A 12,720-nucleotide genomic window follows, 5' to 3' on the forward strand; every position below is an offset into this window, starting at 1 on the left:
CATGCGTATCCCTACAGAAACGCACTTCTCACCCGTCTCAACTCCCCCGAATAAGACCAAATGCAATCGCCCACATGATCAGGGCGATCATCCCGTCGAGCACGCGCCACGCGCTTTCACGGGCAAACACCGGCGCAAGGAGCCGTGCGCCGAAGCCCAGAGAGAAGAAGAACACAAATGACGCCGCGATGGCCCCCGATGCAAACCATGTTTGGAGACCGGGGAAACGGGCGGAGATCGCCCCAAGCAGCACAACTGTATCAAGATAGACATGCGGGTTGAGCCAAGTCAGCGCGAATGCCGTTGCCAGCGCAGCAGATAGACGCTGCCCCCCTTGCTCTGCCGCCTCCAGATGGCCTCCGCCACGATAGGCCGCAAGGGCAGCCTTAAAACCGTAGAAGATCAGAAAGGCCGCACCGCCCCACCGCAGGAGCGGAAGCAGCGGCGGAAAGGCGGTGGAGACCTGCGCGGAGGCAAAGACGCCCAAGGAGATCAACACGGCATCCGAGACTGCACAAACCAGCACCACGGGCAGGACAAAGGCGCGTCTCAGCCCCTGTCGCAAGACGAACGCGTTTTGTGCGCCAATGGCGACGATCAGGCTTAGGCCCGTGAGAAATCCGGTGAGGGAGGCGTGCAGCATTGTGGTTCCTTTCCAGAACCGAGGTAACCGCCCCACCAATATTAGACAAATTAAACTTTATAGGCTTAGATTAGCCATGCTTAATTCCTCCGATTACCCAGCCCTGACCGCCCTCGCCGCCGTTCTGCGCCACGGCTCGTTTGACGCGGCAGCGCATGCCTTGTCCGTCACCCCCTCGGCAATCTCTCAGCGCATCAAAGCGCTGGAAGAGCGGATGGGGACACCCTTGGTGCTCCGCGGCACGCCTGCACGCGGCACGGAAACAGGCCGCAGGCTCGCGCGCCACATGGAAGACGTTGGCCTCCTGGAGACGCAGCTCGCCCGTGATCTCGGCAAAACCGGCGGCGGGGCTGTTCCCGTGCCGCTTGCCGTCACCGCCGACAGCCTCGCCACGTGGTTCACCCCTGCCATGGCCGCCGTGCCAGATATGCTTTTCCAACTCACGCTTGATGATCAGGACCATAGCGCCGATTGGCTCAAACGCGGGGAGGTGATGGCCGCCGTGTCCTCGCGCGACACGCCTGTTCCCGGCTGCGATCTGCACCCGCTCGGGGCGTTGCGCTATTTCGCGGTCGCCACAGCGGAGTTTATTGCGCGGCATTTCCCGGACGGCATCACCGCAGCGTCGCTCGCCAAAGCGCCCTCCCTTGTCTTCAACGAAAAGGACCGGCTTCAGGACAACTGGGTGACGGCGCAGATCGGCCGCCGCCTTTCCCTGCCCTCCCATCGCATTCCTTCGACACAAGGGTTCATAGATGCGGCGCTGGCGGGGCTTGGTTGGGGGCTCAATCCCGAAACGCTTTTGACGCCTCACTTCGCATCCGGGCGTCTCGTCAAACTCGCGGCAGATCCTATCGACATCGCGCTGTATTGGCACGTCTCTCGCCTCAGCGCCCCCATGCTGGACCCGCTGACGAAAGCCGTCAAACGCACGGCGGATGCGGCTCTCCACAACTAAAAAACCCCGCCGGTGGCGGGGCTTTCAAATTCGATCCGATCAAAGATCAGAGCTGTTCGGCAACATCGTCCGGCACGTCGAAGTTGGCCGTCACGGATTGCACGTCATCGTCGTCTTCGAGCGTTTCCACCAGACGCATCAGTTTCTGCGCGGTTTCGAGGTCGACCTCAGTGCGGTTCTGCGGTTTCCAGATCAGTTTGGCTTCCTTGGACTCGCCAAGTTCCGCCTCAAGCGCATCGGATACAGCGGCCAGATCGCCGTCGACCGTATAGATCCAGTGACCTTCTTCGTCGCTCTCAACGTCCTCAGCGCCCGCTTCGATCGCTGCCATCATGACAGAATCCGCATCGCCCGCTTCCGGCCCGTAGGTGATTTCACCCACGCGGTCGAACATGAAGGACACGGACCCCGAAGTGCCGAGGTTGCCGCCAGCTTTGGTGAAATAGGAGCGCACGTTGGACGCGGTCCGGTTCACATTGTCGGTCATGGTCTCGACGATGAAGGCGATCCCGTCCGGGCCGTAGCCTTCGTAACGGATTTCATCGTAGTTCTCCGCATCGCCGCCAAGCGCCTTCTTGATCGCGCGGTCGATCACGTCTTTCGGACAAGACGCGGTTTTCGCCGTTTTCACGGCAAGACGCAGGCGCGGGTTTTTTTCCGGGTCCGGGTCGCCCATTTTCGCTGCCACGGTGATCTCCTTGGCGAGCTTGGAAAAGAGCTTGGAGCGGGCTGCGTCCTGACGTCCTTTACGGTGCTGGATGTTTGCCCATTTAGAATGGCCTGCCATGTGGCGCCTCCGAAAATGTCGATAAAGTCAGCTGTCGCGCCTCTATAGGCGATCCGCCTTGGGGCCTGCAAGGGACGCCCTTTGCTTCATTGCAGGGAAAATACTCAAAAACCGCCGCAAAAAGGCTCAAAGCGGCCAAATCAGCGGGATCACGGCAGAGGCAAGCAACCCGATGGAGAGGTTCAGCGGGATACCGACCTTCATGTAATCGGTAAATTTGTAGCCGCCGGGGCCATAGACCATGGTGTTGGTCTGATAGCCAATGGGTGTCGCAAAGGAGGCAGACGCCGCGATCATCACCGCTACGACCAGACCGCGCGGATCGAGCCCCATAGTATGCGCCAAGCCAATCGCAATCGGCGTCACCACGACGGCAACCGCATTGTTCGACACCAGCTCAGTGAGAAAGGAGGTCATCAGAAAGATCGCCCAGACGACAAAGAACACGGGCAGCCCATCGAGCAGCGGCGCAATCGCCCCCACGATCAGCTTCACAGCGCCAGACGCATCCAACGCGGCCCCGACCGCAAGCATGGCGAAGATCAACGCGAGAAGACGTCCCTCGACAAAGGAGAAAGCCTCATCCGCATCGATGCAACGCGTGACGAGCACCACGGCCACCGCGATAACCGAAAGGTACAGGATCGGCGCCACACCCAGAGCCGCCAGAACGACGATGGAGAACATCGCCGCCAGTGCAATCGGCGCGTGCGAGCGGTGATAGGCGCGCTCAGTCGGTTTCGACACATCGCCCATGTCCATATCGGTCGCAAGGCGCTGAATATCCGCAGGCGCGCCTTCGAGCAGAAGCGTGTCCCCTACGCGCACGACGAGATCTTGAATTTGCTGACCAAGGTTCTGGTTGCGGCGGTGGACCGCCAGAACGTAAACGCCATACCGGCGACGCAGACGCATCGACGCCAAAGAGCGCCCGACCATTTTACAGCCCGGCGTGATCAGCACTTCCATCGTGGTGGTTTCAACCGTCGAGACCTGATCCACCCGTTTCAGGGATTTGTCGCGCTGAAGGCTGAGAAGTTCGGTGATCTTGGAGCGCAGAACGATCCGATCCCCCACCTCAAGTGTCAGCCCATCCAGCTCATGGCGATAGGATTTGTCGCCCCGCACCACGTCGATCAACCGCACGCCATCGCGCTTGAACAGCTGCACGCCAAGAACCTCGCGCCCGATCAGGTTGGACTCCGGCGGGATCACGGCTTCGGTGAAGAATTTCATCTTCGCACGGTTTGAGGACAGCATCGCGGCGAGACTGTCGCGATTGGGCAAAAGATGACGCCCGAAGAGCAGAAGATACAGCATCCCCCAAGCCGTCACCACGAGCCCGAGCGGAGCCACCTCGAAGATTGTGAAGGGCGCAAGGCCCTGATCGCGCGCCACACCATCGACCAGAAGGTTGGTCGAGGTCCCCAAAAGCGTGATCGTACCGCCCATGATCGCCGAATAGCTCAGCGGGATCAAAAGCTTGGACGGCGCGACACCGAGTTTCGCCGAAAGCTGCACGAAGACCGGGATCATCACAACGACGACTGGCGTGTTCGCAACAAAGGCGGACAAAACGACGACGACCACGAGCAACATCGCAATCGCAACCGACGGATGGGTTTCGGCATAGCCTCCGGCCTGACGGGTGAACCATTCCAGCCCCCCGGTGCGCACCAAAGCCCCCATGACAATAAACATCGCGCCGATGGTCCAAGGGGCCGGGTTCGACAGAACCGCCAAGCCTTTGTCATAGGGCAGGATACCGAGCACGATCATCAAAGCCGCACCGGTGATCGCCACGACTTCGGTCGGGAAAATCTCGCGGATGAACATAGCGAACATGATGCCCACGACGACGAGGGCGAGTATCGCCTCTGTCATCGGACTGAAATGAAACACCTCCATGGGGCCCCGCGCGCTCTTAGGTCATTAGGGCGCACTATGCCTCTCATCGCCGCTGCGACACAAGCGACAAAACGCCTCGCAGAGCGGAGCGGTGACGGCCAACAGGCCCAGAACGCATGAGATTTTGGCGCGGTCCTGCGTGTCAGGGGGCGCTCTGTTCAAGCCGTCCGCCAACCCGGATTTGCTTCACCCGCGTGGCTTTGCCAGTCCGATCATCAGTCTCGACATAGACACCCGAGAGGGTCGCCTCGCCCTTCGCAGGCTCAAAACGTCCCTTGCCCATCCCCGTCACGAAACGGCGCAGCGGCTCGACCTTGTCCATCCCGATCACAGAATTGTAGTCGCCGCACATGCCCGCATCCGTCAGATAGGCGGTGCCCGCCGGAAGGATTTGCGCGTCCCCGGTACAGACATGGGTATGGGTGCCCACCACGACAGAGGCTTTGCCATCGCAGAAATGCCCCATGGCCATTTTCTCCGAGGTCGCCTCGCAATGCACATCCACCAGAATGGCCTGCACCGCACCGCCGAGTTTGTGGTTCATGAACACCTGATCCATCGCGGAGAAAGGATCGTCAAAGGCGCGCTTCATGAAAACCTGTCCGAGAATTTGCGCCACAAGGATACGCCGCCCACGGCGATCCTCGAACACGCGAACGCCCCGTCCCGGCGCGGTCTTGGCAAAGTTGATCGGGCGAATGATGCGCGTCTCGCGTTCGCAAAACTGCATCATATCCTTTTGGTCAAAGGCATGATCGCCCAGCGTCAGACAATCGACCTCCGCTTCAAGAAGCGCCTTCGCATGATCGCCCGAAAGCCCCATGCCGTTGGTCGCGTTCTCGCCATTGACCACGACGAAATCGAGGCCCCAGTCCTTGCGCAACTGCGGCACCCGCTCCATGACGGCCTTGCGCCCTGCGCTGCCGACGATATCTCCGAGAAACAGAATTTTCATGGCGCATAGCCTTATGCCCACGTTTTGCGAGGCGCAAGGCGGCCTGCCTCTTCGAAGGCAAAAATACCTGAAAACCCGGCGTCAGCCCCTGCAAAAACGCGACAGCAACCCTTGCGCGGCCTGCATCATCATCGCCGCGTCAATGCCAAGCGCGGTAAAGCGCGTGCCTGCGGCGAGATCAGTCGGCCCAATGAAGACAGCATTCACACCGTCCACAGTAGCGATTTTTTAGAGCGCTTCTTTGACGCGGTTGGCCGGAATCTCCATAGAGATGTCCTCTTCAGAAGGTCAGCACTTCGCGCTCGGTCACGATGGCGTCCAAAGGCGCATCGGTCGGCTCGACCGGAATATCCGGGAATTCCTGCGCCGCGTAAACCAAGCCCACGGCATAGACGGGACCACGCGCGCGCAGCCGTGCCAAGGTGCGGTCATAGAACCCGCCGCCATAGCCCAAACGGTGGCCTTCGCGATTGAAGGCCAACATGGGAACGATCACCACTTCCGGCTCGACGGGGTGCGACAGCTCCGGGATCAGCGCCCCGAAAGTCCCCGAGACCATCGCCGCCTGCGGCGTCCAGAGATCAAAACGCAAGGGTTGCGCCTTGGCTTCCACGACCGGCACAGCCACCGGACCAAGACCATGCAGAACCGCCATCGCCGGACGCGGATCGATCTCGCTGCCCAAAGGCATGTAACCTGCTGTCACCTTGCCACGGTGCGGACTCAGGAGGCCCAGCAACATTTTCGTGGCCAGTTCGGCAGAGCCCATATCCTGCGCATAGGCCTCGTCCCGTGCCGCTTTCGCCTCGCGTCGCAGTTTTGCTTTTACACCCTGAATATCGCTCACAGCAGCACCACACCTGCCAACCCTAGGAATGCAAAGAAGCCTACCACATCCGTGACCGTGGTGACAAAAGCCCCGGACGCCAAAGCCGGATCGACCCCGATCCGCTCCAACACGACAGGAACCCCGATCCCGGCGAGCCCCGCGATCACAAGATTGATCACCATCGCCGCGCCGATGACGGCGCCCAGCGCGGGAGAGTCAAACCAGAGCATCCCAACAGCGCCCATGATCACCGCGAACACCAGACCATTGGCGAGCCCAACAAGCACTTCACGCCGGATCACCCGCCAGACGTTTGCCCCCGTAAGGTCGCGCGTCGCGATCGCACGTACCGCCACCGTCAGCGCCTGTGTCCCTGCGTTGCCGCCCATGGAGGCGACGATGGGCATCAAGACGGCCAAGGCCACAAAGCGTGCGATGGTGTCTTCGAACTGCGCGATCACCATGGACGCCAGAATGGCCGTCACAAGGTTCACGGCCAGCCAAGGCAGGCGTTGTTTCACCGTGTCGCTGACACGGTCGGCAAGAGAGCCTTCGCCCACACCGGCGAGGCGCATGATGTCTTCTTCGTGTTCTTCATCGAGCACGTTCATCGCGTCATCGATGGTGATCACGCCGATCACGCGCTCGTTCTCATCCACCACCGGGGCGGAGATCATGTGATATTGGTTGAACGCATAGGCCACGTCCGTTTCGCTTTCATCAACCCGAAAGGTGCGAAAGCCCGGTTCCAAAAGCTCCATCAACGGCTGGCTGCGCGGCGCGCCGAGAATTTTTCCGAGCGTGACATGGCCAATCGGATGCATTTTCGGATCGATCAGCACCATATGGTAGAAGTCGTCTGGAAGCTCCTCCGCCTCGCGCATGAAGTCGATGGCCTGCCCGACGGTCCAGTGCTCCGGCCCCATCACGACCTCGCGCTGCATCAGACGACCGGCGGAAAACTCCGGGTAGGACAGCGACTTTTCGACGGCGACACGGTCGGCATCTTCAAGAGAGGCAAGGATCGCCGCCTGCGCGTCTTGATCGAGATCTTCGACGAGATCGACAACGTCGTCGGATTCCATGTCCCGCACGGCGTCCGCCAGAACGTCCGGGCGCAGAACTTGGATCACCTCGTCGCGGATGCCTTCATCAAGCTCGGAGAGGATTTCCCCGTCGAACTCAGCACCATAGAGCAGAATCAGCCGTCGCCGATCATAGGCATTCACCTGTTCGAGCAAGTCGGCGATGTCCGCCGCGTGCAGCGGCTCCATCAGCTCGACCAGCTTGTCCCGGTCGCCCGTATCAACGGCATAGAGGATCGCGCTGAACGCTTTGCCGCTCAACGTGTAGCCGTCCTCTTCCTGCTCGGCTTCGTGATGAATATCCGTGTCTTCTTCGACCATGCCCTGCCCGTTTGCTCGTCACCGCTGACCTTATGACAGCTCTACCACAAGAAACAGGGGCAAGATTGATTTACCTTGCCCTGCTCCCCGCATAATCTGCCAGCAATATGAAATGCCGTTAATCAAAAAGGGCTCCGATGGACAAGCTGATTGCAGGACAGGTCGTCACCTATCATGGCAACCCGTTCGAAATTCCCGCAGAAGAAGCCGTTCAGGTGCTCTCGGACGCCGCAATCCTGATCCGCGACGGGCATGTCGTGTCAATCGGCGGGCGGGATCACATGCGCGCCAAGCATCATGACGCCGCGTTTTTCGACCATGGCCCGGCGCTGATCGTTCCGGGGTTCATCGACGCCCACGCGCATTACCCGCAAACCGCGATGATCGCGAGCTGGGGCAAACGGCTGATCGACTGGTTGAACACCTATACCTTCCCGGAAGAAAGCAAATTCGCTGACCGTGCCTATGCCGATGACATCGCCGGGCGCTATCTCGACCTGTTGCTGGCCAATGGCACCACGACGGTCACCTCGTTCTGCACCATCCATCCGGGATCGGCGGACGCGCTGTTCGAAGCCGCCGAGGAGCGCAACATGCGGATCGTGGCGGGCAAGACCTGCATGGACCGCGACACCGCGCCGGACTTCCTGCGCGATACGGCGAAAGCGGCTTATGACGAGAGCAAAGCGCTGATTGAACGCTGGCATGGCAAAGGCCGCGCGAGCTATGCAATCACACCGCGCTTTTCCCCCACCTCAACCCCCGAACAACTCGACGCCTTGGGGCAACTTTGGGCGGAACATCCGTCCTGCCTGATGCAGACACACCTGTCCGAACAGCTCGACGAGATCGAATGGGTCAAGGGGCTCTACCCCGATGCGCGTGATTATCTCGACACCTATGAGCAATTTGGCCTCGTCCGTGAGGGCGCGCTGTTTGGCCATGCGATCCATCTGGAGCCGCGCGAGATTGCGCATCTCAAAGCGATGGATTGCTCGCTGATCCATTGCCCGACATCGAACACTTTCATCGGCTCCGGCCTGTTCGACATGGGGGCGCGCAAAGGTGAAGGGCTGCGTGTCGGCCTTGCCACCGACACCGGGGGCGGCTCGTCCTTCTCCATGCTCCGCACCATGGCCGCCGCCTATGAGATCGGACAGTTGACCCACACGGCGATCCATCCAGCGCAACTTCTCTGGCTCGCGACCTATGGCTCTGCCGAGGCGCTTCTGATGGAAGACAAGATCGGCTCCATCGCTCCGGGGATGGAAGCGGATTTTGCCGTGATCGATCTTGCCTCGACCCCCGCCATCGCACAACGCGCGATCCGCTCGAACACCATCTGGGAAGAGATTTTCCCCACCATCATGATGGGCGATGATCGAGCGATAATTGCCTCTTATGTCATGGGAGAACGTGTCGCGGCATGATCCGTGTCACCGGCAGGGCTTTGTCGAGGTGCAGCTTGCGCAGATCATCTGAGCGCTGCTCCCCATTCAACGCGGAGAAAAACGTCGGCTTTCAGGCAAAGAGGCGGCCAAAGCCGCCCCCTCGGGAGAAAAAACGCGTTCTGTTGGGCAAGATTTTACATCGATCTCAGCAGCCGCGCGCGAAAACCGCGACACGAATGCCACCCGCAGCAACACCGATCCCGATGTCACGCACCTGCGCATTCAGGATATTCGCACGATGGCCTTTCGATTCCATCCAGCCCTGCATCGCTTTCTGTACGGTCGGATAGCCGCCCGAAAGGTTCTCGGACACAACACAGAACGCATATCCCTGCGCACGGACGCGATCCCCGACGGAGGAGCCGTTTTTGCCTTTGTGAGAAAAGTCGTTTCGCGCCACCAGATCATTGGCATGAAGCTGTGCCGCTTTGGACAGTGCTGGATTGTATTGCAAAGCCACCAAGCCGCGTTTGGTCCGCTCGGCATTGATCAATGCAATGATCTGAGCCTCTTGCTGCATCGCTGGCCCTGCGGCCGTCGCCGCCGTGGTCACGGGAGACAATTCCCCGAAGCCGACACCCGTTTCCGGGCCACAAGCCACCAGAGCCAAAGCCCCGAGCGCCATTGCTCCGGCCCGCATCACATTCCCCCGCATCACATTCCTATGCATTCCGTTTAAACCCCTTGGTGTCATCAGCTCATCAACCCCTGCGCCAACTGCCGTTGCCGCGCAAGCGTTGTCCCCATGTCGATGGTGCTCACCCAGCTATCTGCAACCACATGGCGTCCCTCGACGAACAGGTCTTTGACGATCATCGGCCCTGCGAGCAGAAGCGCCGCCGGATCCCAGCTTGCCGCCGCTTCCACGTCCGACATGTCCCAGATCGCAATATCCGCGCGTTTTCCCGGCGCGAGAATACCGATGTCATCGCGGCCCAGAACCTCGGCCCCGCCACGCGTCGCGATTTCGAGCATCTCACGAGGACTCATCTTGTCCGCCCCATAATGCACACGTTGAAGCAACATGCCCGTGCGCGCTTCCATGATCAGATTGCCGGTGTCGTTCGACGCCGATCCGTCGACGCCCAAACCGACTTTAACGCCCTGATCGCGCATCGGGCGCACCGGGGCGATCCCGGAGCCCAACCGGCAATTCGAGCAAGGGCAGTGCGCCACGCCCGTGCCAGTGCGCGCAAAGAGCGAGATTTCCTCTCCGTCCAGTTTGACGCAATGGGCGTGCCAGACGTCCGATCCGGTCCAGCCCAGCTCCTCGGCATATTGACCGGGACGGCAGCCGAATTTTTCGAGGCTGTAGGCGATATCTTCTTCGTTCTCGGCCAGATGCGTGTGCATCATCACGCCCTTGTCCCGCGCCAAAAGCGCAGAGTCGCGCATCAACTCGCGCGAGACGGAGAACGGCGAACATGGCGCGACCCCGACACGGATCATCGCGCCGGGGTTCGGATCGTGGAACGTGTCGATCACCCGGATGCAATCTTTGAGAATATCCTCTTCGCGCTCCACCAAACTGTCGGGCGGCAGGCCGCCAAGGCTTTCGCCAATGGACATGGAGCCCCGCGTCGCGTGTAGCCGCATCCCGATGGCTTGAGCCGCCTCGATCGTGTCGTCGAGCCGCGCGCCATTCGGATAGAGATAGAGGTGATCCGACGTCGTCGAGCAGCCAGAAAGCGCCAGCTCTGCAAGGCCCACCAGCGCCGAGATACGCATATGTTCTGGCCCGAACTTGGCCCAGATCGGATAGAGCGTCTTGAGCCAGCCAAACAGAAGCGCGTCCTGCGCACCGGGCACGGCGCGGGTCAGGGTCTGGTAGAGATGATGATGGGTGTTGACGAGGCCCGGCGTCACAAGACAACCGCGTCCGTCCACGATCTGGGCGTCGTCATCATAAAGCCCCTGCCCGACCGCCTCGATCACCCCGTCGCGAACAAGGATATCGCCGCCTTTGAGTTCACGTCGGTCATCATCCATCGTCAGGATGGCGTCGGCATTGCGGATCAGGAAACAGTTGTGCATCGGAGCCTCCCAAAGGGGGCCGGGTGTCCGGCGAGATCAGTATCCCGACAGTACCGCCAATGCTGCCTCATGCAACTCTTTGCTGGCCGCAGCCACAATCCGACCGCCTTCGAGCGCCGATCCGCCTTGCCAGTCGGTCACGATACCGCCCGCCGCCTCGATCACACCAATCGGGCCAAGAACGTCATAGGATTGCAGCCCCGCCTCGACCACCAGATCGATATGACCCGCAGCGAGGAGCGCATAGGCATAGCAATCCATGCCGTAACGGGTCAGCTTGCAGCGCCCGGCGAGATCCTGAAACGCCTTACCTTCGATCTCGCTTCCAACCTCCGGGAAGGTCGAGAAAATCACCGCATCTTCAAGCGCAACACCCGTCCGGGTGCCAAGATCGCGCGTGCCATGCGGCCCCGTGACCTGCGCCGTTCCGAAACCGCCGATGAAGCGTTCCCCGATATAGGGCTGGTCGATCACGCCGTAGACAACCTGATCCGCATCGCGCACCGCGATCAGCACGCCCCAGGTCGGCGTGCCGGAAATGAACCCGCGCGTACCATCAATCGGGTCAAGCACCCAAGTCAGGCCAGAGCGCCCCTCTTTCGGGCCGAACTCTTCACCGATAATCCCGTCGTCCGGGCGGCGCGCTTCGATCACCGCGCGCATGGCCTTTTCCGATCCGCGGTCCGCAACCGTCACCGGATCGAAACCCGCCTGCAATTTGGATTCCGTCCCAAGCGCCGCACCGCGAAAATACTCCAGAGTGATCTTTCGCGCCGCTTCCGCCGCCGCTTCCGCCGTTGCGATAACTTCCGCACGCACTTCGGCGCTCAAACCTGCCGCTGTCATGATCTCTCCTGCATTTATAGTCCGCCTGTTGGCCTTCCTTCGCGGTATCCCCTTCCCTTGGGAGGGTCAAGAACACGTCTCAAGCAAGGCCCGCAGATGCGGGAACTCTCCCCCTTTGCCCAAAGATCGCACAAAAAACGGCCCCGACGTCAGGAACGCGGGGCCGTTTTTTAACTTGAACGCAAGAAATCAGGCGACGTCAGAGAGGACGCGGGCCAGCTCGAAAAGGCGGCGGCGCTGATTTTCCGGAATAGCGTAGTAAGAGCGAACCAACTCAAGCGCTTCTTTATCCGCAAGGATGTCGGAGGGAACGGAGTTCTCGGCAGCTTGTGCCGCCGCATCGCTGTCAGCGGACGCATCCATACCTTCGAAGAAGAAAGCGACAGGAACAGACAGTGCTTCGGCAATATCCCACAGACGAGACGCTGAAACCCGGTTCATCCCGGTTTCGTACTTCTGGATTTGCTGGAACTTAATGCCGACCAATTCCGCAAGCTGCTGCTGCGTCATGCCAACCATCCACCGCCGATGACGAATCCGTTTTCCTACATGGACATCCACGGGATGTTTCATACCTGACCGCTCCTTGTATCGCACTGAAAGCTCATAACCTATACGTGTATATCACTTTTCCTTCGACATTGCTGATCTCTCAACCTGTCTTTTTGGGTAGGATTTGACCAAATGCAAACAAACCTATGAAATATAATTGTTTTTATAAAACCAAACAGCGCAAATGAGTCCTGCCACAGCTCTAACGCGGCAAAATAACAACTAAACCCACGCGTGTTTTTGATCATTTATTGCATTTTGCAAAACGCACCACGCAAGCTTCCTCTTCCGTAACAGACAGACTCGGTTAAAATCCGTCACAGCTTGGAGATATTTCACAGAGACACGGGA

The 12,720-nt window shown here is 60.0% G+C and carries 12 protein-coding genes; 2 read left to right on the forward strand and 10 right to left on the reverse strand.

The genetic code is table 11. The features are described 5' to 3' along the window. Positions 1-37: 37 nt before the first annotated feature. The gene (locus tag ACYBHZ_RS00190; protein WP_460272169.1) at positions 38-643 is read right to left on the reverse strand and encodes a LysE/ArgO family amino acid transporter; all 606 of its coding nucleotides are present in this window, start codon (positions 641-643) and stop codon (positions 38-40) included. 76 nt (positions 644-719) lie between these two features. Between ACYBHZ_RS00190 and ACYBHZ_RS00195 the strand changes: the two genes are divergently transcribed. Then, entirely contained in the window at positions 720-1,601 is an 882-nt protein-coding gene (locus ACYBHZ_RS00195; protein WP_460272170.1) for a LysR family transcriptional regulator ArgP, read from the forward strand. 46 nt (positions 1,602-1,647) lie between these two features. Here the strand turns inward: ACYBHZ_RS00195 and ACYBHZ_RS00200 are convergent, their stop codons facing one another. The 5 genes from ACYBHZ_RS00200 to mgtE form a co-directional block, all read right to left on the reverse strand. Then, entirely contained in the window at positions 1,648-2,388 is a 741-nt protein-coding gene (locus ACYBHZ_RS00200) for a YebC/PmpR family DNA-binding transcriptional regulator (RefSeq protein WP_460272171.1), read from the reverse strand. Between the two features lie 126 nt (positions 2,389-2,514). After that, positions 2,515-4,296, reverse strand: a complete 1,782-nt coding sequence (locus tag ACYBHZ_RS00205) for an SLC13 family permease (RefSeq protein ID WP_460272172.1) — start codon at positions 4,294-4,296, stop codon at positions 2,515-2,517. A 142-nt stretch (positions 4,297-4,438) separates the two neighbouring features. Next, positions 4,439-5,251 (reverse strand): TIGR00282 family metallophosphoesterase, encoded by an 813-nt coding sequence (locus ACYBHZ_RS00210; protein WP_460272173.1) that lies wholly within the window; start codon positions 5,249-5,251, stop codon positions 4,439-4,441. A 280-nt stretch (positions 5,252-5,531) separates the two neighbouring features. Continuing rightward, a complete protein-coding gene (locus ACYBHZ_RS00215; protein WP_460272174.1) occupies positions 5,532-6,098 on the reverse strand; it encodes a 5-formyltetrahydrofolate cyclo-ligase in 567 nt (188 codons plus the stop codon). After that, positions 6,095-7,486 (reverse strand): magnesium transporter, encoded by a 1,392-nt coding sequence (gene mgtE / locus ACYBHZ_RS00220; protein ID WP_460272175.1) that lies wholly within the window; start codon positions 7,484-7,486, stop codon positions 6,095-6,097. The genes ACYBHZ_RS00215 and mgtE overlap by 4 nt, the downstream gene beginning before the upstream one ends. Before the next feature lie 137 nt (positions 7,487-7,623). Here mgtE and guaD point away from each other — a divergent pair, with 137 nt between their 5' ends. Further along, entirely contained in the window at positions 7,624-8,916 is a 1,293-nt protein-coding gene (gene guaD / locus ACYBHZ_RS00225) for a guanine deaminase (RefSeq protein ID WP_460272176.1), read from the forward strand. Between the two features lie 166 nt (positions 8,917-9,082). Here the strand turns inward: guaD and ACYBHZ_RS00230 are convergent, their stop codons facing one another. The 4 genes from ACYBHZ_RS00230 to ACYBHZ_RS00245 all read right to left on the reverse strand — a co-directional run bounded on the left by ACYBHZ_RS00230 (position 9,083) and on the right by ACYBHZ_RS00245 (position 12,390). Then, positions 9,083-9,577: a CAP domain-containing protein gene (locus ACYBHZ_RS00230; RefSeq protein WP_460272177.1), complete on the reverse strand. Its 495-nt coding sequence runs from the start codon at positions 9,575-9,577 to the stop codon at positions 9,083-9,085. Between the two features lie 53 nt (positions 9,578-9,630). Further along, on the reverse strand, positions 9,631-10,971 hold the full coding sequence (locus ACYBHZ_RS00235) for an 8-oxoguanine deaminase (protein WP_460272178.1): 1,341 nt from the start codon (positions 10,969-10,971) through the stop codon (positions 9,631-9,633). Between the two features lie 36 nt (positions 10,972-11,007). Continuing rightward, positions 11,008-11,817 carry an inositol monophosphatase family protein gene (locus tag ACYBHZ_RS00240; protein ID WP_460272179.1) on the reverse strand — a complete coding sequence of 270 codons (810 nt, stop codon included), beginning with the start codon at positions 11,815-11,817 and terminating at the stop codon, positions 11,008-11,010. A 189-nt stretch (positions 11,818-12,006) separates the two neighbouring features. Then, a complete protein-coding gene (locus tag ACYBHZ_RS00245; protein ID WP_460272180.1) occupies positions 12,007-12,390 on the reverse strand; it encodes a helix-turn-helix domain-containing protein in 384 nt (127 codons plus the stop codon). Between the last annotated feature and the right edge of the window lie 330 nt (positions 12,391-12,720).

This window comes from Celeribacter sp. ULVN23_4, from assembly GCF_054788345.1.